Annotated in this window: 18 protein-coding genes; 9 read left to right on the top strand and 9 right to left on the bottom strand. The window is 72.7% G+C overall.

What is annotated here, in order from left to right; genetic code table 11:
- Positions 1-3: 3 nt before the first annotated feature.
- Entirely contained in the window at positions 4-909 is a 906-nt protein-coding gene (locus CRM73_RS10235; protein WP_017834650.1) for a carbohydrate ABC transporter permease, read from the bottom strand.
- Complete coding sequence (locus CRM73_RS10230; protein ID WP_081615857.1) at positions 909-2,258, bottom strand: extracellular solute-binding protein; 1,350 nt, start codon at positions 2,256-2,258, stop codon at positions 909-911. Before CRM73_RS10230 ends, CRM73_RS10235 begins: the two co-directional genes overlap by 1 nt.
- Positions 2,259-2,450: 192 nt before the next feature.
- Between CRM73_RS10230 and CRM73_RS10225 the strand changes: the two genes are divergently transcribed.
- Positions 2,451-3,491 carry a LacI family DNA-binding transcriptional regulator gene (locus CRM73_RS10225; protein WP_017834652.1) on the top strand — a complete coding sequence of 347 codons (1,041 nt, stop codon included), beginning with the start codon at positions 2,451-2,453 and terminating at the stop codon, positions 3,489-3,491.
- On the opposite strand, the gene CRM73_RS10220 is transcribed toward CRM73_RS10225, so the two are convergent.
- The 6 genes from CRM73_RS10220 to CRM73_RS10195 form a co-directional block, all read right to left on the bottom strand.
- Positions 3,478-4,695, bottom strand: coding sequence for an MFS transporter (locus tag CRM73_RS10220; protein ID WP_109268363.1), 1,218 nt, complete (start codon positions 4,693-4,695; stop codon positions 3,478-3,480). The genes CRM73_RS10225 and CRM73_RS10220 overlap by 14 nt on opposite strands.
- Positions 4,696-4,822: 127 nt before the next feature.
- Entirely contained in the window at positions 4,823-5,800 is a 978-nt protein-coding gene (locus tag CRM73_RS10215; RefSeq protein ID WP_229587594.1) for an AEC family transporter, read from the bottom strand.
- A 19-nt stretch (positions 5,801-5,819) separates the two neighbouring features.
- A complete protein-coding gene (locus tag CRM73_RS10210) occupies positions 5,820-7,148 on the bottom strand; it encodes an enolase C-terminal domain-like protein (protein ID WP_109243167.1) in 1,329 nt (442 codons plus the stop codon).
- Positions 7,145-8,770: an aldehyde dehydrogenase (NADP(+)) gene (locus CRM73_RS10205; protein WP_109243166.1), complete on the bottom strand. Its 1,626-nt coding sequence runs from the start codon at positions 8,768-8,770 to the stop codon at positions 7,145-7,147. The genes CRM73_RS10210 and CRM73_RS10205 overlap by 4 nt, the downstream gene beginning before the upstream one ends.
- Before the next feature lie 49 nt (positions 8,771-8,819).
- Positions 8,820-9,767 carry a 5-dehydro-4-deoxyglucarate dehydratase gene (gene kdgD / locus CRM73_RS10200; RefSeq protein ID WP_017834657.1) on the bottom strand — a complete coding sequence of 316 codons (948 nt, stop codon included), beginning with the start codon at positions 9,765-9,767 and terminating at the stop codon, positions 8,820-8,822.
- Positions 9,768-9,899: 132 nt separating this feature from the next.
- Complete coding sequence (locus CRM73_RS10195; RefSeq protein WP_095650255.1) at positions 9,900-10,784, bottom strand: LysR family transcriptional regulator; 885 nt, start codon at positions 10,782-10,784, stop codon at positions 9,900-9,902.
- Positions 10,785-10,947: 163 nt separating this feature from the next.
- Here CRM73_RS10195 and CRM73_RS10190 point away from each other — a divergent pair, with 163 nt between their 5' ends.
- From CRM73_RS10190 to CRM73_RS10175, 4 genes are read left to right on the top strand one after another with little or no spacing between them, the layout of a single operon-like run.
- Entirely contained in the window at positions 10,948-11,949 is a 1,002-nt protein-coding gene (locus CRM73_RS10190; protein WP_017834659.1) for a tripartite tricarboxylate transporter substrate binding protein, read from the top strand.
- 14 nt (positions 11,950-11,963) lie between these two features.
- A complete protein-coding gene (locus CRM73_RS10185; protein ID WP_229587592.1) occupies positions 11,964-12,572 on the top strand; it encodes a tripartite tricarboxylate transporter TctB family protein in 609 nt (202 codons plus the stop codon).
- Between the two features lie 39 nt (positions 12,573-12,611).
- Positions 12,612-14,165: a tripartite tricarboxylate transporter permease gene (locus CRM73_RS10180; protein WP_017834661.1), complete on the top strand. Its 1,554-nt coding sequence runs from the start codon at positions 12,612-12,614 to the stop codon at positions 14,163-14,165.
- Entirely contained in the window at positions 14,162-14,566 is a 405-nt protein-coding gene (locus tag CRM73_RS10175; protein WP_017834662.1) for a universal stress protein, read from the top strand. Before CRM73_RS10180 ends, CRM73_RS10175 begins: the two co-directional genes overlap by 4 nt.
- 74 nt (positions 14,567-14,640) lie before the next feature.
- Here CRM73_RS10175 and CRM73_RS10170 read toward each other — a convergent pair whose 3' ends face one another.
- The gene (locus tag CRM73_RS10170; protein WP_095650256.1) at positions 14,641-15,639 is read right to left on the bottom strand and encodes a LacI family DNA-binding transcriptional regulator; all 999 of its coding nucleotides are present in this window, start codon (positions 15,637-15,639) and stop codon (positions 14,641-14,643) included.
- Between the two features lie 153 nt (positions 15,640-15,792).
- On the opposite strand from CRM73_RS10170, the gene CRM73_RS10165 reads away from it, so the two are divergent.
- The 4 genes from CRM73_RS10165 to CRM73_RS10150 all read left to right on the top strand — a co-directional run.
- The gene (locus CRM73_RS10165) at positions 15,793-16,995 is read left to right on the top strand and encodes a Gfo/Idh/MocA family protein (RefSeq protein WP_095650257.1); all 1,203 of its coding nucleotides are present in this window, start codon (positions 15,793-15,795) and stop codon (positions 16,993-16,995) included.
- Complete coding sequence (locus tag CRM73_RS10160; RefSeq protein WP_229587590.1) at positions 16,992-18,257, top strand: dihydrodipicolinate synthase family protein; 1,266 nt, start codon at positions 16,992-16,994, stop codon at positions 18,255-18,257. Before CRM73_RS10165 ends, CRM73_RS10160 begins: the two co-directional genes overlap by 4 nt.
- A complete protein-coding gene (locus CRM73_RS10155; protein WP_017834666.1) occupies positions 18,254-19,153 on the top strand; it encodes a sugar phosphate isomerase/epimerase in 900 nt (299 codons plus the stop codon). The genes CRM73_RS10160 and CRM73_RS10155 overlap by 4 nt, the downstream gene beginning before the upstream one ends.
- Position 19,154: 1 nt before the next feature.
- The coding region (locus tag CRM73_RS10150; protein WP_229587588.1) for a glycerate kinase at positions 19,155-19,342 on the top strand (188 nt) is incomplete at its 3' end.

Genomic DNA, 19,342 nt, shown 5'->3' with positions numbered 1-19,342 from the left:
GGACTACGCACCTTCCGCCTGGCTCTCCATCTTTTCGGCCCCGGTGAGCCGTTGCAGGCCGAGGGCGAGGGTGAGCCCCACGGCGACGAGGATGACCGCCAGGACACTGGCCTCGCCCATCTGGTTGCTGCGGAATCCGGTCAGGTACATGTCCAGGGGCAGGATCCGGGTCGCGGTGCCCGGCCCGCCCCCGGTGAGGGCGAAGACGAGGTCGAAGTAGGTCAGGGAGCCGACCAGCATCAGCGTGGAGGACGTCACGATGGTGTACTTCAGCTGCGGCAGCGTGATCGAGAAGAACTGCCGCACCGTGCCCGCGCCGTCGATGGTGGCGGCCTCGTACATGGTCCGCGGGATCTGCCGGACCCCCGCCTGGTAGAGCAGCGAGTGGAAGGGGATGAAGGACCACGAGATGACGACGACGACGACGTAGAACGCCAGGCTCCCGTCACCCAGCCAGTCCTGCCGCAGCAGCGCCGCGTCGAACGCCCGCGACAGCCCGAAGTTCGGGTCGAGCAGGGCCTTGAAGGCGATGCCGATCGCCGCGGCCGAGAAGAGCATCGGCAGGAAGTACAGGACGGAGAGGAACTCCCGGTACCGCTGGCGGCCGGCCATGAACACGCCGAGCAGCAGGCTCAGCGGGAACTGCACGGCGTAGCTCAGCAGCGTGAGCTGGACCGTCAGCACCATCGCCTGCCGCGAGACCGGGTTCTCGAGCACGGACACCCAGTTCTCGCCCCCGGTCCACTGCGGGGTGCCCAGGCCGTCCCACTCCATGAAGGACAGCACCAGGACGCCCAGCAGCGGACCGATCGCGAAGATGCCGAAGAAGACCAGGGCGGGCGCCAGCATCCAGTTGCTGGGGCCGGCGCCCGCCCGGGCCCTCCGCCGGGTGGAGGAGCGCACGAGCATCAGAGCGTCCCGTTCATCGCGGTCTGGAACTCCTCGGGGCTCATCTCGCCGGCGAAGACCTGGCTGAGGTTGGTCAGCAGGGCCTGTCCCTGGTCGGCCGGGAGCGCCTGGTCCCAGGAGAGCTGGAAGTTCGGCGCGTCCTGGACCATCGAGTAGGCGAAGTCGAGGTACTCCGGGTGCTCGGTCTCGGCGATCCTGTCCTCCACGCCGTCCACGGCGGGGATCAGCCCGGCGTCGAAGAGCGTGTCGACCGCGGCGTCGTCGAGGTTCATGTCGTCGAGGTACTCGAGGGCCGTGGCCTGCTCCTCCTCGGACGCGTCCGCGGACACGGCCCAGAAGTTCGCCGGGTTGCCCACGATGTTCTGCGGGTCGCCCTGTCCGCCCTCGATCTCGGGGAACGTGGTGTAGCCCAGGTTGCCCTCGGCGGTCCACTCGGGGGCGTCGGTGAGGAAGCTGGAGTAGACCCAGCTGCCGTGCAGCATCATGGCCGCCTGGTCGGTGTGCACGAGCGCCACGTCGGCGCCCGCGTCGGCCACCACGGATCCGTAGGCGTCGCCGAAGCCGCCGGCCTCGACGAGCTCCTGGATCTTCTCCAGGGCCTGGGTGATCGCCGGGTGCGACCACGCGTCCTCCTCGCCGTCCACGACGGCCTGGAACACCTCGGGCCCGCCGATCCGGTCGGTGAGGTACTGGATCCACATGAGGTACGGCCACTGGCTGGAGCCGGCCACGGAGATCGGCGTGACGCCCTCGGCCTTGAAGGCCTCCACGGCGTCCAGCATCTCCTCCCACGTGGTGGGGACCTCGACGCCGGCCTCCTCGAAGAGCTTGGTGTTGTAGTACAGGATGACGGGCTGGGTGTTGTTGTTCGGGACGGCGTAGAGCTTCCCGTCCACCTTGCCGGTCTCCAGCACGGAGTCGAGGGCGCGCTCCTCCATCTCGGGGATCTCCCCGGTCAGCTCCACCACGCTGCCGTTCTCGACGTAGCTCTCCAGGGTGTCGCCGCCCCAGTTGTAGATCAGGGTCGGCGCGTTGCCGGAGCCGACGCTGGTGCGGATCTTCTCCTTGAAGGCGTCGTTCGCGAAGTACTCGGCGGTGATGGGGCTGTCGCCGTTGGCGTCGTTCCACGCCTGGAAGGAGCTGCGGAACGTCTCCTCGGCGCCGCCGGTCAGCGTCCAGGCGCTGGCGCCGCCCTCGCCGCCCCCGCCGCCGGGCTGGGCCCCGGCGCTGCACCCGGCCAGGGTCAGGGCCGCGGCGCCCACGAGCGCGATGCGGGACAGCGAGCGGGGGGAGAAGGGGCCCCGGTGGGCGCCGGCGGGCGCGGGGCGGAGGCTGCGGTGGGTGGTCATGGCGTTCTCCTCGTCGTCGAGCAATGCATTGCGCCTACGAAACTTTTCGTGTAGCGTTTCGTTGCGAGAAGAGTAAGTGGCCTGTTTCACACCCGTCAACCCCCTGGTGTGACCGGGGCCACTGCGGCGAAGTGCGTCGAAACGTTTCGCCGTCCGCCCGTGACCCGCCCGCGTCCGAGGAGATCGTCCCGCATGAAGAGAACCACGCTGAGCCAGGTGGCCGCCCAGGCCGGCGTCTCCAAGGGCACGGTCTCCAAGGTGCTCAACGGACGCCCCGACGTGGGGGAGGACACGCGGGAGCGGGTCCGGGCCGCGGTCGCCGACCTCGGCTACACGGGCTCGGCCGCCCGCCGGCCCCGGACGGCCATCGTGCTCGTCTTCGACACCCTCGAGAGCAACTACTCCCTCCAGGTGATGGCCGGCGCCGTGGACGCCTGCGGCCGCGCCGAGGCCGACCTCATGCTGAGCACGCTGCCGAGCCTGGAGCAGGGCGACGTCCCCCCGTTCTCCGAGGACTGGTTCGCCCGCTGCGGCCGCACGGGCGAGACCGCGGTCATCGCCGTGACCACCCCGCTGACCGCGGAGCAGGTGGCCGCCGCGGCCCACGCGCAGGTCCCGCTGGTGGCCATCGACCCCGTGAACAGCCTGCCGTCCACGGTCCCCAGCATCGGCTCCACCAACTGGGCCGGCGGGCACGAGGCCACCACCCACCTCCTGGGGCTCGGGCACCGCCGGATCGGCCACCTCAGCGGCGCCGGGGGCTCGGTCCCGGCGCGCGAGCGCCTGGCCGGCTACCGCAGCGCCCTGGAGGACGCCGGGGTGCCGCACGACCCCGGGCTCGTGACGGGCGGCGGGTTCAGCTACGAGGCGGGCTTCGCCGGCGCCCAGGAGCTGCTCGAGCTCGAGGATCCGCCCACGGCCCTGTTCGCGGCCTCCGACGAGGCCGCCCTCGGCGCCTTCGAGGCCGCCCGGCAGGCGGGGCTGCGGGTGCCCGAGGACCTCAGCGTGGTCGGCTTCGACGACACGCTGCTCGCGCGCTGGGCCTCGCCCAAGCTGACCACGGTGCGCCAGCCCCTGCACGCCATGGGCGAGATGGCCGTCGAGCGCGCGATCACCCTGCTGGCCGGCGGGTCCCGCCGGGTCCACCCGCTCCAGCTCCAGACCTCGCTCGTCGAGCGCTCCTCCACCGCCGCGCCCCGGGGCGCGGCGGACGGGGTGGTCACTCCCGGATGAGGCGGGCCCGGCCGGCCTGCCAGCCGAAGACCGCCGCGAGCGTGCCGACCGCCGCGAACATGACGCCCGCCGCGGCGAAGCCCCCGGTCCAGTGCAGCAGCTGCCCCACCAGGAAGGTGCCCGAGGAGCCCACGCCGTAGCCGACGCCCTGCATCATGCCCGAGAGCCGCACCGCCATGTGGCTGCTGCGGGTCCGCAGCGCGATCATCGTCAGGGCCACGGCGGTGAGGCTGCCCTGGCCCAGCCCCAGCAGCCCGGTCCAGACCCAGATCAGCTGGAGGGGCCCGAAGATCGAGAGCACGAAGCCGCCGCCGGCCATGAGGGCCACCGCGGCGTTGAGCACCCGCTGGTCGGCCATCCGCGCGGCCAGGACCGGGGCGAAGAGCGAGCCCGTCATCTGGAGCAGGATGGACACGGCCACGATCAGCCCGGCGGCGGCGCCGTCGATCCCGCGGTCCCGCAGGATGGGGGCGAGCCACGCGAAGACGCTGAAGGACATCATCGCCTGGAAGACCATGAACAGGGTGATCTGCCAGGCCACCGGCGAGCGCCAGGGGCCGGGCCCGTCGGTCCCTGGCGGCGGGGGGCCGGGCGCCCGGCGGCGGAGCGCCACCGGCACGAGCAGCGCCACCACCACGGCCGCGGGCACCGCCCACACCGCCAGGGAGCCCCGCCAGGAGCCCGTGGCCTGGAACACCGGGTAGGTGAGGCCCGCGCCGAGGGCGGCGGACGCGCAGATCGCGGTGGTGTAGAGCCCGCTCATCAGGCCGATCCGGTGGGCGAAGTCCCGCTTGACGATGGACGGCAGCAGCACGTTGCCCAGGGCGATCGCGGCGCCGCACGCGACCGTCCCCGCGAGCAGCAGCGGCAGGGCGCTCGCCCCGGGCAGGGGCAGCCCGCGGGCCACCAGGCCCAGGGTCAGGACCACCATCGCGCCCAGCAGCACGTTCTCGGACCCGAACCGGCGGGCCAGGCGCGGCGCGAACGGCGCGAAGACGCCGAGCAGCGTCACCGGGGCGGTGGTCAGCACGGTGACCGCCCACCCGGGGAGGCCGGCGGCCGCGGTGATCTCCGGGAGGATCGCGGAGAAGCTGGAGAAGACCGTGCGCAGGTTCAGGCCCACCAGGACCACGCACACGGCGAGGTAGACGAGCGCCCGGCGGGACGTGGGGGCGCTCGGCGGATCGGCGCTCGGGCTCGGCACGGGGAGGTCTCCTCGGGGCTGGCGGGCAGGCCGGCCCCGCGAGGGGCGGCCCGGACAGGCTCCACGGTACTGCGACAGCGCTCCGACCCCGTGCAGCGCCGGTGCCGTGCACGCGGGGCGCCCCGGGTCAGTGCAGGAGCAGGCCGGCGAGGAGGACGGCCGGGAAGGAGAGGAACGAGCTGAGGAGGATGATGTCGCGGGCGGCGTTGGCCGGCATCCGGAACTGGGACGAGAACAGGAACACGTTCTGGGCCGTGGGCAGGGCCGCCATGACGACCACGCCCAGCAGCTCGGTGCCGCCCAGGCCGAACCCGAACCTGCCGATCGCCCACGCCAGCACGGGCATCGCGACCACCTTGACCAGCGTCCCGCCGAGCACGTCCGGCACGAGCGCGCGGTTCCGGAACGGGCGCTGCCCGTGCAGTCCCATCCCGAACAGCAGGAGCAGCAGGGGGACGGACGCCTGGCCGAGCATCTCGAGGGGGGCCCACAGCACCTCGGGCACCTCCACGCCGGTCGCGGAGAGCAGCACTCCGGCCGCGGTGCCGACCGTGACGGGGTTCGCCACCGACCGCACGATCGTGCGGCCGGTCGAGGTGCTCGTCCGCCCGGGGGCCGCCGTCCTGATTGCCGCTCCCGGACCGGCACGGCGCGACGGGCGGGTGGCCCAGGAGAACACGAGCAGATAGAGCGGGGCGATCACCAGCAGCTGGGCCAGCAGCACGGAGACCACGGGCGCGGCGCTGCCCACCGCGTAGAGCGCGATGGGCAGCCCGATGTTCCCGGCGTTCACGTAGGAGGAGGCCATGGCGCCGACCGCCGTGCGGGCCGCTCCCCGGCGCAGCACCAGGCCGCTGTACAGGGCGAAGAGCGCACCCGCCATCGCGGCGGTGGCGAGGGCGATCGGGGTGTAGACCCCGAGCACGGCCCCGAGGTCGGTGCCCGCCACGAGCACCACCATCAGCGCCGGATTGGTCAGGTAGTAGATGACGGGGGTGAGGCCCGCACGCATGGTGCGGGCCTCACCGGGCAGCAGCGCGGCGGTGGCGAAACCGACGGCCGTGAGCACGGCCACCACGCCGAAGCCCAGCAGCACCCCCGTCATCCGGCCGCTCCTCTCCGGCTCAGCGGACCAGGCAGGGGCGCTTCGGGTCGAAGCTCCAGCCCTCGATGAGGTACTGCATGGCCGCGGCGTCGTCGCGGGCGCCCAGCCCGTGCTCGAGGTAGAGCTCGTGGGCCTCCGCCAGGCGCTCGCGGTCCAGCTCCACGCCGAGGCCCGGGCTCGCGGGCACCCGGATCTCGCCGTCGCGGATGCGCAGCGGCTCCCGGGTGAGGCCCTGGCCGTCCTGCCAGATCCAGTGCGTGTCCAGCGCGGTGATCTCGCCCGGTGCCGCCGCACCCACGTGGGTGAACATGGCCAGGGAGATGTCGAAGTGGTTGTTGGAGTGGGAGCCCCACGTCAGCCCGAACTCGTGGCACAGCTGGGCCACGCGCACGGAGCCGGCCATCGTCCAGAAGTGCGGGTCCGCCAGCGGGATGTCCACGGCGCCGGCACGCACCGCGTGGGACATCTCGCGCCAGTCGGTGGCGATCATGTTCGTCGCCGTCGGCAGGCCGGTGGCCCGCCGGAACTCCGCCATCACCTCGCGGCCGGAGAACCGGCCCTCGGCGCCGCACGGGTCCTCGGCGTAGGCGACCACGCCCTGCATCCGCCGGCCCAGCCGGACGGCCTCCTCGAGCAGCCAGCCGCCGTTGGGGTCGAGGGTGACCCGGGCCTCGGGGAACCGCTCCTTGATCGCCGTGACGGCGTCGACCTCGAAGTCGCCGGCCTGGACGCCGCCCTTGAGCTTGAAGTCCTTGAAGCCGTACCGCTCCCGGGATGCCTCGGCCAGGCGCACGATGCCCTCGGGGGTCATCGCCTCCTCCCGGCGCACCCGCTCCCACTGGTCCGCGCCGTGGGGCTCGCGCAGATACGGCAGGCCGGTGCTGTCCGGGTCGCCCACGAAGAACAGGTAGCCCAGCATGGGCACCGAGGCGCGCTGCTGCCCGTCGCCGAGCAGCTCGGCCACCGGCACGCCCAGGAACTGCCCGTGCAGGTCCAGGAGGGCGGACTCGATGCCGGTCACGGCGTGCACGGTGGTGCGCAGGTCGAAGGTCTGCAGGCCGCGCCCGCCGGCGTCCCGGTCCGCGAAGGCCGCGGCGACCCGGCGCAGCAGGGTGCGGAACAGCGCCACGGGCTGCCCCGCCAGCAGCCCGGCAGCCTCCTCGATCGTGGCGCGGATCGCCTCCCCGCCCGGGACCTCGCCCAGGCCGGTCCGCCCGTCGGAGTCCGTCACGATCACCACGTTGCGGGTGAAGAACGGCCCGTGGGCGCCGGAGAGGTTGAGCAGCATGGAGTCGTGCCCCGCGACGGGCACGACCTCGAGCCGTGCGACGGTGGGCTGGGCGCTCATGCGCGGTCTCCTTCCCGGGGGCCGGCCAGCTGGATGCGGCCGTCGACCCGGCGGTTGAGGTGCCACGGGTTGTCGTCCTGCACGGGCGCGGGCAGCAGGGCGGCGGGGATGTTCTGGTAGGCCACGGGGCGGAGGAACCGTTCGATCGCGAGCGTGCCCACCGAGGTGGTCCGCGAGTCGGAGGTCGCCGGGAACGGGCCGCCGTGGACCATCGCCTCGCCCACGTCTACGCCGGTCGGCCAGCCGTTGGCGAGGATCCGGCCCACCTTGCGCTCCAGCACCGGAAGCAGCGGGGCCGCGGTGGGGACGTCCTCCTCGGACAGGAACAGGCTCGCCGTCAGCTGGCCCTCCATCCGGGCCGCCGCGGCCACCAGCTCCTCCGCGGAGCCGTAGCGGATCGCCAGGGACGAGGCGCCGAAGATCTCCTCCTGCAGCACCGGGTTGGTGAGGAAGGTGGGGACCTGGGCGCCGAAGACCACGGGGGCGGGGGCGTTCTCGGTGGGGCCCTCCTTGCCGCGGGCCACGATCTCGACGTCCTCCTGGGAGCCCAGGGCGTCGATGCCCTCCCGGCAGGAGCGGGCGATGCCGGGGGTGAGCATGGTCGCGCCCTCGGCGTCGGCCAGCACGAGCCCGACGGCGGCCAGGAACGCGTCGCCGGCCTCTCCCTCGGGCACGAACAGCAGACCCGGGTTGGTGCACAGCTGCCCGGAGGAGCCCGTCAGGGAGGTGACGTAGGCGCGGGCGAACTCCTCGGCGTCACCGCGCAGGGCGGAGTCGAAGAGGAAGACGGGGTTGATGGAGCTCATCTCGGCGTACACCGGAATGGGCTCGGGACGGGCCGCAGCCGTGGCCATCAGCGCCGTGCCGGCGCCGCGGGACCCGGTGAACCCGACGGCCTTGATGGCCGGGTCCCTGACCAGGGCCTGGCCGATGCTCGCGCCGGGACCGTAGATCAGCGAGAACACCCCCGGGTGCAGGCCGCTCTCGCGGACCGCGTCCGTGAGGGCGCGGCCCACGATCTCTCCCGTGCCGGGGTGGGCGTTGTGCGCCTTGAAGACCACCGGGCAGCCGGCTGCCAGCGCGGAGGCGGTGTCGCCGCCGGCGGTGGAGAAGGCGAACGGGAAGTTGCTGGCCCCGAACACGGCCACCGGGCCCAGCGGGACCTTGCGCTGGCGCAGGTCCGGGCGGGGCAGGGGGGTGCGCTCCGGCAGGGGCGGCTCGATGCGCACGCCGCGGTGGTCGCCCTGCCGCACCACACGGGCGAACAGCCGCAGCTGCCCGGTGGTGCGCGCCAGCTCGCCCTGCAGGCGGGGCTTCGGCAGTCCGGTCTCGGTCGAGGCGCGGTCCACCAGCTCGGGGCCGGCGGCCTCGATGTTGGCGGCGACCTTCTCGAGGAAGCCCGCGTGGGTCTCGGGGTCGAGGCTGCTGAAGGACTCGAAGGCCTCTTCGGCGGCCGCGGTGGCCTGGGCGAGCTGGGCCTCGTCGACCAGGGAGTACGCGGGCTCGAGCTCGGCGTTGGTCGCCGGGTCGATGCCGTGGGTGGTGCCGCCGGTGCCGACGACCTGGCGGCCGGCGATGATCGAGTGGCCGGAGAGGGTGGTGGTCTGGGTGCTCACGGACATGGGTTTCCTTCGCTGTCTGTGCGTGCGGTCTCTTGGGGAGAGGCTGGTGTCAGGCCCGCTGCAGGGTGTCCGCCGGGGTGCCGGTGGGGAGGGCGTCGATGAGGGCGGTGAGGTCGGCGAGGTCGGTCTCGGTGAGGTCCTGCAGCGGGGGGCGGACCCCGCCGGCGTCCCGGCCCACGGCCTTGAGCCCGCCCTTGACGATGGAGACCCCGTAGCCCTTCACCCGGTCGCGGATCTCGATGTAGGGCAGCACGAACCGGTTGAGCTTGTCCGTGACGGCGGCCCGGTCCTGGGCGCGGACGTCGGCGTAGAACTCCAGGGCGAACTCGGGGACGAAGTTGTACATCGCCGAGGAGTAGGTGCTCATCCCCAGCTGCAGCAGGGGCAGGGCAAAGGTCTCCGCGGTGGGCAGCCCGCCCAGGTAGAACAGGCGGTCCCCGTTGGTGGCGTAGACCTTGGTGAGGTGCTCGATGTCGCCGACGCCGTCCTTGAAGCCGATGAAGTTCTCGTGCCGCTCGGCCAGCCGGGCGATCGTGGCGGCGGAGTAGATGGCGTTGGCCCGGTTGTAGGCGATGACCCCGAGGTCGGTGGCCTGGCACACGGCCGAGGCGTGGGCGAGCAGGCCCTCCTGGTCGCACTCGGTGAGGTAGGGGGGCAGCAGCAGCAGGCCCTCGGCCCCGGCGGCGGACGCGTCGGCGGCGTTGCGCACGGCCTGGGCGGTGTTGCCGGCCGCCGGGGCCAGCACGGGGACCCGGCCGGCGACCTCGTCAACGGCCGCGGCCACCACGGTGGCGGTCTCCTCGGGGGTGAGGGAGAAGCCCTCCCCGGTGCCGCCGGCGGCGAAGAGCCCGGCCACGGGGTAGGAGGCCTGCCAGGACAGGTGCTGGCGGTAGGCGCTCTCGTCGAAGAGCAGGTCCTGGTCGAACGCGGTGACGGGGAAGGACAGCAGGCCGTCCTTGAGCTTGTCCGCCAGTTCCCGGGGAGTGTGTGTGGCCACGGTCGTCGTCCTTCGCATGGGTCGAGGTGAGGCGTTCTGCCTGTGAATCACGTCTCACCCTAGGGAGGACTTTTGATGCTGTCCAAGGCCGTTTTTGAATGGAGTCATGCACTGAGGGCATCGATGCTGTGCTCAGTGCGGCTGGGTGCGCAGGAGGTCGAGCAGGTGGTGCAGGGCGGGATTCTTCGAGGTGCGGTCCCACAGGGCGTGCAGCTCGACGGAGCCCGAGGAGCTGCTGGCCAGCCGGTGGTAGGACACGCCGTCGATGCCGAGCAGCCGGGCGGACTCCGGGACGAAGGCGATTCCTCGCCCCGCGGCCACGAGCGCCACCATGGTGAGGACCTGGCTGACGGTGTGGACGACGTTGCGGTGCTCCACCTCCACGAGCCGCACCACGTGGTCGTAGAAGTACCGCGCCTTGGTGGGGGAGTGCATGATCAGCGGGAGGTCCTTGAGGTCGGCCGACGTGACGGGCCGCCTGAGGATGCTCAGCGGGTGGTCGGCCGGGGCGGCGACGTACAGGTCCTCGGCGAGCAGCAGCTGCGACTCGAAGAGCTCCGTGTCGAAGGGCGGGCGGGCGAGCCCGAGGTCGAGGTCGCCGTTCTCGAGCGCCTGCAGCTGCTCGCCGGTCACCAGTTCCTGCAGGTCGACGTCGACGTCCGGCAGCACCCGCTCGATCTCGCTGAGCAGCGGTCCCAGCAGGCTGAACCCGGAGGCCGCCGTGAAGCCGATCCGCAGCACCCCCGAGCGCCCGGCGGCGATCCGGCGCGCCAGCAGCGGCGCCCGGTCGGCGGCGACCACCAGCTTGCGGGCCTCGACCAGGAACGCCCGCCCGGCGGCCGTGAGCGCCACCCGGCGGTTGTCCCGCTCCAGGAGCTCGACCCCCACCGTCTTCTCGAGCTTCTGGATCTGGCGGCTCAGGGGAGGCTGCGTCATGTTGAGCCGCACGGCGGCGCGGCCGAAGTGCAGCTCCTCCGCGACGGCGATGAAGCTCCGTGCCTGATCGAGTGTGAACATCATGTCCTCCGGGTATTACTCAATGCACGAATTGGCTTGGACAGGCATCATCATCCCTCTTTAGGCTCGGGAACCGATCCGCTTGTGATGCCACTCACAGGGGTGCGAGTCCTCTCGCGCCCCGGTCGGGCGGTTCCGATCCCTCACCCCTTCAGGAGAACCCATGAAGAACACCTCGTTCCGCACGGCGCTCGTCGGCGTCACCGCAGCGACCTCGCTCCTCGCGCTCAGCGCGTGCGGCGGCAACGTCGGCGGGGGCAGCAGCGCCTCCGGGGCGGACTTCCCGACGGATCCCATCACCCTGACCGTCGGCCAGGCCGCCGGCGGATCCACCGACCTCATCGCCCGCGCCGTGTCCGACGCCGCAGCGGAGGACCTCGGGGTCCCGATGCCGGTCGTGAACAAGCCCGGCGCCAACGGCGCCCTCGCCACCCAGGAGGTCGCCGGCGCGTCCCCCGACGGCCAGAATCTGGTGCTGCTCAACGCCTCGCTGATCACCATCACGCCGCTGGCCGTGGGCGAGGAGGAGGCCGTGTCCCTGGACGACGTCGAGGTGCTCAAGGGCCTGTCCCAGGACGACTACGTGATGGTCGCGAGCAAGGAGTCCGGCTTGGAGTCCCTCGAGGACGTGCAGGGCGCCTCGGGCTCGTTCAGCTACGGCACCACCGGCGTGGGCACCGGCTCCCAGCTGGCCCAGACCGTGCTGTTCGCGCAGGCCGACATCACCGGCACCGAGGTGCCCTTCGACTCCGGCTCCCCGGCGCTGACCGCCGTGCTCGGCGACCAGGTGCAGGTCGCCACCGTCCAGCTGGGCGAGGCCAAGCCGCAGATCGACGCCGGCGAGGTGACGCCGATCGTGGTGTTCTCCGAGGAGCGCAACGAGTTCCTGCCCGACGTGCCCACCGCCGTCGAGTCCGGCTACGACGTCCCCGTCTCCCAGTACCGGGCGGTGGCCGCTCCCGAAGGGCTCCCGGACGACGTCAAGGCGCGGCTGGTCGAGGCCTTCGACGCCGCCGTGCAGTCGGAGGCCTACCAGGACTTCAACGAGCAGAACCTGCTCACCCCGTGGGAGGTCTCCGGCGAGGAGGTCGAGGCGGAGTGGACCGAGCTCGCCGAGCGCTACGAGCAGCTCGTCGAGGAGCACGACATCTCCCTCGCCGAGTAGGGACCGGCGCCGCCATGACCACCACCACGGCCCTGCCGACCACTACAGCCAGGAGCGACTCCATGAAGCAGTCCCGCCCGGACGGCACGGCCTCCGTCGCCGACGTCCTCCACGACCCGGAGACGGCGGTCGAGGAGCTCACCCCGGAGCAGCTCGCCGCCCGGTGGGAGGCCGAGGGCCCGCCGCCCGGCGGCCGCGCGGCGGCCCTCGGCTCGACCCTGGCGGTCACGGTGCTGGCGGCTGCCGCGGCCGTGCTGTCCCTGCGCATGGGACTGGGCACACCGCAGCAGCCGGCCCCCGGCATGTGGCCGTTCGTGGTGAGCGTCGTGGCCGTCGTGATCGGCCTGTCCCACCTGGTCCTGGGCCGGCGCGGAGGAGAGGGGGAGAAGTTCACCCGGGAGTCGCTGCTGGCCGCCTGCGGGCTCGTGACCCTCGTGGGGCTGGTGCTGCTCATGCCCGTGATCGGCTTCGAGATCCCCGCCCTGCTCCTGTCCTTCGTCTGGATGAAGTTCCTGGGTGGCGAGACGTGGCGGGCCGCGGCCCTGTACTCCGCGCTCGTCGTCGTCGCCTTCTACCTGATCTTCATCACCGCCCTCGGCACGTCGATCCCGCACCTGTTCTGACGGCCGCCGCCACGGCGGCCACCGACCAAAGGCTCCCGCATGGACTTCCTGCAACCCGCCCTGGACGGCTTCGGCGTCGTCCTCCAACCGACCAACCTGCTGTACTGCCTCCTGGGCGTGACCATCGGCATGCTGATCGGCGTGCTGCCCGGCCTGGGCCCTGCCGCGACCATCGCCATCCTGCTGCCGCTGACCTACGGCATCGAACCGGTGACGGCGATCATCATGCTGGCCGGCATCTTCTACGGGGCCCAGTACGGCGGGACCATCACCTCCGTGCTGCTCCGGCTGCCCGGCGAGGCCAGCTCCGTGGTCACGGTCTTCGACGGCTACATGCTGGCCAAGCAGGGCCGTGCCGGCACCGCGCTGGGCATCGCCGCGATCGGCTCCTTCATCGGGGGCACCGTCGCGATCGTCGGCCTCACCTTCCTGGCCCCGCTCGTCGCCGGCTTCGCCCTCGACTTCGGTCCGCCCGAGTACACCGCGCTCGCCCTGCTCGGCATCCTGCTGGTGGCCACCATCAGCAACGGCAACAAGTCCAAGGCGCTGATCGCCGCGTGCTTCGGGCTGCTGCTGGCCACGGTCGGCCGCGACGTCTTCACCGGAGCCGAACGGCTCACGTTCGGCAACCTCAACCTGGCCGACGGCATCGACTTCGTGCCCGTGGCCATGGGGCTGTTCGGCCTCGGCGAGATCCTGCACAACCTGGAGGAGCGCCACCGTGCGGCCAAGGCGCCCGACAAGGTCTCCAACGTCTGGCCCTCCCGGGCGGACCTCAAGCAGTCGTCCGGGGCCATCGGCCGCGGCTCGGTCCTGGGCTTCTTCCTCGGCATCCTGCCCGGCGGCGGCGCCACGATCTCCTCGATGGCCGCCTACGCCATGGAGAAGAAGCGGGCCAAGCAGCCCGAGCGCTTCGGCAGGGGCGCCATCGAGGGCGTCGCCGGCCCGGAGACCGCCAACAACGCGGCGGCCACCAGCTCCTTCATCCCCCTGCTCACCCTGGGCATCCCGGCCAACGCCACAATGGCCCTGATGTTCGGCGCCCTGCTCATCCAGGGCGTCACGCCGGGCCCGCAGCTCGTCCAGCAGGACCCCGAGCTGTTCTGGGGCGTGGTCAACTCCATGTACGTCGGCAACATCCTGCTGCTGATCATGTCGATCCCCCTCATCGGGGTCTTCGTGCGCATCCTCCGGGTGCGGGGCGCCATCCTCGCCCCCATCACCGTGCTGATCACGATGCTGGGCGCCTACACGATCAACAACTCGATGTTCGACGTCATGCTCGTCGTGGTCTTCGGCGCCGTCGGCTACCTCATGAAGAAGTTCGGCTTCGAGCCCGGCCCCCTGGTGCTGGCCTTCGTCCTCGGCTCCCTGCTGGAGTCCAACCTGCGCCGCTCCCTGCTCGTCTTCGAGGGAGACGTCACCGGGTTCTTCACCCGCCCCATCTCGGCGACCCTGCTGCTGCTGTTCGTGCTCGTCGCCGTGCTGCCCGTCATCCAGTCCGCCCTCCGCCGTCGCAGCGCCTCCGGGACGTCCCCCGCGGGACCGTCCGTCGAGGACTCCGACCGCACCCCTGTCAAGGAGAACGCATGAGCATCCTCGTCGGTTACGTCCCCACCCCCGTCGGCGAGGCCGCCGTCCGCGCCGCCATCGAGGAGGCCCGGCTGCGGGGGGAGCGGCTGCTGATCGTCAACTCCGTGCGCGAGGGCGCCCTGGCGGACAAGTCGGTCGCCTCCGACGACGACCTGCGCCGCGTCACCTCCGCCGCCGAGTCCGCCGGCGTCCCGCACACCGTGCTCCAGCCGTCCCACCGGGACGACCTCGCCCAGGAGATCCTCGATCTCGCCCGGGAGCACGACGTGTCCCGGATCGTCATCGGCCTGCGCCAGCGCTCCCAGGTGGGGAAGTTCATCATGGGCTCGCACGCCCAGCGGATCCTCCTGCAGTCCGACCGGCCGGTCCTGGCCGTGAAGGCGGGGGAGGCGCACCTCTGAGCCCCTGCCCCGCACGACGGAGGGCGCCGCCGTCGGACAGGAGTCCGGCGGCGGCGCCCTCGGCCGTGCGGGGGTCAGGCGCTCTCGCGCCGCACGATCTCGCCCACCACGTGCTCGATCCGGACCTGGTCGTGGCTCAGGGCGATGTCCGCGGCGGTCTCCCCGATCTGCTCCAGGGGGAAGCGCACGGTGGTCAGGCCCGGGGAGAAGTCCCGCAGGTTGGGGATGTCGTCGAAGCCGGCCACCCGCAGGTCGTCCGGCACCACGAGCCCGGCGTGCCGGAAGCCCGCGATCGCGCCGAGCGCCATGACGTCGTTGCCGACCACGACCGTGAGCCCGCGCACGGCGTCGGCCCCGAGCCGGTCCACCAGCGCCCGTGCGGCCTCGTAGCCGCCCTGGCTGTTGAAGTCCTCCGTGACCTCGGCCTCCGGCTCCACGCCCGCCCGCTCGAGGGCCGCGCGGAAGCCCGCCCGGCGCTCCGCCGCGCTGGCGAGCTCGTCCGGCCCGCCGAGGAAGGCGAAGCGGGTCCGGCCCGTCCCGATCAGCATGTCCGTCAGGTCGTCGCCGGCGCTGCGGTTGTCGATGGTGACGGCGCCGGCGCCCTCGAGCCAGGCCTGGCCGATGGTCACCACCCGGCCGCCGTTCTTCTGGTAGCGGGTGAGCTCGGCGAGCAGCCGGGGGTCGATCTCCCGCCGCCGCGAGCCCGCCATGATGATCGCGTCGGTGCGGTGGGACGCGAAGGCCGCGACGGCGTCGAGCTGGTCGGTGCCGTCGGTCGCGGCCAGCAGCAGCTGGTGCCGGTCCGTGCGGGCCCGGCGCTGCACGCCCTTGGCGATCGAGGAGAAGTAGGGGTCGGCGATGTCGTGGACCACGAGCCCCACCAGCCCGGTGGTGGACCGCGCCAGCGCCTGCGCCTGGGCGTTGGCCACGTAGCCGAGGGACTCCGCGGCGTCCCGGACGCGCTCCGCGATGTGCTCGGCCGGCCGGCGGTCCGACCCGTTGAGCACCCGGGAGGCCGTGGCCAGGGACACCCCGGCCTCCCGGGCCACCTGGGAGAGGGTCACTGCGCTCATCGTCCGGTCCTGCTTCCTCCTCACCGCATCCGGTGGGCGTCTCGCCCCCGCGCCGGGGAGTCCGGGACCGGGAACGTGTTGACAGTCACACTGAGCCAACCCTAGAGTGGAAAGCGCTTTCCTACAAATTTCCCGAATTCTCTGGAGTTGATGATGTCCGAGCCCCGAGTTCTCCGCATCGCCATGAACGGCATCACCGGCCGCATGGGCTACCGCCAGCACCTGCTGCGCTCGATCCTGCCCATCCGGGACCAGGGAGGAGTGACCCTGCCGGACGGCACCCGCGTGACCGTCGAGCCGATCCTCGTGGGCCGCAACGAGGCCAAGGTCGCCGAGCTGGCGCGCCGGCACGGCGTGGAGCACTGGACCACCGATCTCGACGCGGTCATCGAGGACCCCACCGTGGACGTGGTCTTCGACGCCTCCATGACCAGCCTCCGGGCCGAGACCCTCAAGAAGGCCATGCGCGCCGGCAAGCACGTCTACACCGAGAAGCCGACCGCCGAGACCCTGGACGAGGCGGTCGAGCTGGCGCAGATCGCCCAGGAGCGCGGCGTCACCGCCGGCGTGGTCCACGACAAGCTCTACCTGCCCGGTCTCGTGAAGCTGCGGCGGCTCGTGGACGAGGGCTTCTTCGGCCGGATCCTGTCCCTGCGCGGCGAGTTCGGCTACTGGGTCTTCGAGGGCGAGCACCAGGAGGCCCAGCGCCCGTCCTGGAACTACCGGCGCGAGGACGGCGGGTCCATGACCGTCGACATGTACTGCCACTGGAACTACGTCCTCGAGGGCATCGTGGGCCCGGTCCGGTCCGTCACCTCGACCGCCGTGACGCACATCCCCGCGCGGTGGGACGAGCAGGGCCACGAGTACCCGGCCACCGCGGACGACGCCGCCTACGGCGTCTTCGAGCTCGAGACCCCGGACGGCGACCCCGTGGTCGCCCAGATCAACTCCTCCTGGGCCGTGCGCGTGTACCGCGACGAGCTGGTGGAGTTCCAGGTGGACGGCACCCACGGCTCGGCGGTCGCCGGGCTGAACAAGTGCGTGGCCCAGCAGCGGGCCCACACGCCCAAGCCGGTCTGGAACCCGGACCTGCCCGTCACCGAGTCCTTCCGCGACCAGTGGCTGGAGGTGCCGGCCAACGCGGAGCTGGACAACGGCTTCAAGGCGCAGTGGGAGGAGTTCCTGGCCGACGTCGCAGCGGGCCGCGAGCACCGGTTCGGGCTGCTCTCCGCCGCGCGCGGGGTGCAGCTGGCCGAGCTGGGCCTGCGCTCCTCGGCCGAGCGCCGCACCATCGACATCCCGGCGATCGAGCTCTCCCCGGCCGAGCGGCGCACCGCCGAGGCCGTCCGGTGAGCGCCGTGCTCCTGCCCGACGGCAGCGGATCCCGCACCGAGCACGTGCTCTCCGGGCCGGGGAGCTGGACCCGGCCGCAGGCGCCCCTCACCGCGCGCAAGGCCTACGCCGCCGCGCACGTGGTGCCCCTGGTGCTCGCGGACAACACCCCCGGGGCGCCGGCGCAGCTGGACTGGGACGCGACCCTGGGCTTCCGCCACGACATCTGGTCCTACGGGCTGGGCGTGGCCGACGCCATGGACACCGCCCAGCGGGGGATGGGCCTGGACTGGCCGGCCACCCAGCAGCTGATCCGGCGCTCGACCGCCGAGGCCTCGGCGGCGCTGGCCACCGGCAGCCCGGCCCTGGCGGGCAGGACCGTCCGCGACCTCATCGCGTGCGGGGCGGGCACGGACCAGCTGGACCCGGCGGGCGTCACGCCCGGCGAGAACGGGCTGCGCGCCGTGCTCGAGGCCTACCGGGAGCAGGTCGAGGTGGTCGAGGGCGCCGGGGCGAAGGTCATCCTGATGGCGTCCCGCGCACTGGTGCGGGCCGCCCGGGACGCCGACGACTACCTGCGGGTCTACTCCCAGCTCCTGGGCGAGGCCCGGCACCCGGTGGTCCTGCACTGGCTCGGGACGATGTTCGACCCGGCGCTGGCCGGCTACTGGGGCAGCGACGCGGTGGACACGGCCACGGAGACCTTCCTCGAGCTCATCCGGTCCCACCCGGGGCAGGTCGACGGCGTCAAGGTCTCCCTCCTGGACGCCGCGCACGAGACCCGGCTGCGGGCGGCGCTGCCGGAGGGGGTCCGCCTCTACACCGGCGACGACTTCAACTACCCCGAGCTCATCGACGGCGACGGCACCCGGCACTCCGACGCGCTGCTGGGGATCTTCGCCGGCATCTACCCGGCGGCGTCCACCGCGCTGCAGGCCTACGACGCCGGGGAGCCCGGCCGGGCGCGGGCGATCCTCGACGCCACGGAGGAGCTCGGGCGCCACGTCTTCAGTGCCCCGACCTTCTACTACAAGTGCGGCATCGCGTTCCTGTCCTGGCTCAACGGCAGCCAGCCGGGGTTCCAGATGGTCGGCGGACTGCACTCGGGCCGCTCCGTGCCGCACCTGGTCGAGGTGTTCAGGCTGGCCGACCGGGCCGGGCTGCTGCTCGACCCGGAGCTCGCCGCGCGGCGGATGAGCACCTTCCTCGACGCGGCGGGCCTCGGCGCGCCGGTCCTCGCACCGGCTCTCGTGCCGGCCGGCAGCACGGGAGGTGCGGCATGAGCGCGGACTTCCAGCTGTCGCTGAACACGGGCACCACCCGCGGCCTGACCCTGCAGCAGGCGGTGGACGCCACCGCCCGCGCCGGGCTGGGGCACATCGGCGTGTGGCGCGACCGCGTGGCCGAGGCAGGGCTCGAGAACGCGGCCCGGATCATCGAGCAGGCCGGGCTGCAGGTCTCCAGCCTGTGCCGCGGCGGCTTCCTCACGGCGGCCGACGAGGCCGGGCAGCGGGCCGCGCTCGAGAGCAACCGGGCCGCCATCCGGGAGGCCCAGGTCCTGGGCACGAGCGAGCTGATCATGGTCGTGGGCGGCCTGCCCGCCGCCGCCCACGTCCTGGGCGGCGAGGGCGACCGGGGCGACAAGGACGTCGTGGCCGCCCGCGAGCGCGTGGCCGAACGGCTCGCCGAGCTCGTCCCCTACGCCCTCGAGCACGGGGTGCGCCTCGTGCTCGAGGCCCTCCACCCCATGTACGCGGCCGACCGGGCCGTGCTCTCCACGCTCGGGCAGGCCCTGGACCTCGCCGCCCCGCACCCGGTGGACGCCGTGGGCGTGGTGGTGGACACCTTCCACGTCTGGTGGGACCCCGGGCTGGAGACCCAGATCGCCCGGGCCGGCGCGGAGGGCCGGCTGGCGTCCTACCAGGTCTGCGACTTCAACCTGCCGATCGCCTCCGACGCCCTGCTCTCCCGCGGGATGATGGGGGACGGGGTGATCGACTTCGGCACGATCGGGCGCTGGGTCGCCGCCGCCGGCTACACGGGCCCGGTCGAGGTCGAGATCTTCAACCAGGAGATCTTCGACCAGGACCCGGACGTCGTGCTCGCCGTGATGAAGGAGCGCTGGGAGTCCCTGGTGCTGCCGTCCCTGACCGGCGCACCCGCCCGCGCCACCGCCTGACGTGGGGCCGCACGTGCTCGGCGAGCGGCCCCGGGTGGTCGTGGCCCCGGACAAGTTCAAGGGGTCGCTGACGGCGGCCGAGGCCGCTGCCGTGCTCGCGGCCGGGGTGCGTGAGCACCGGCCCGGGGCCCGGATCCGGGCGGTGCCCCTGGCCGACGGGGGCGAGGGCACCGTCGACGCCGCGGTGGC

Source organism: Kocuria sp. CCUG 69068 (assembly GCF_020833785.1).
Lineage (GTDB): Bacteria > Actinomycetota > Actinomycetes > Actinomycetales > Micrococcaceae > Kocuria > Kocuria rosea.
Note: the sequence above shows the minus strand (reverse complement) of the source record. Positions and strands in the feature narration are given on the sequence as shown.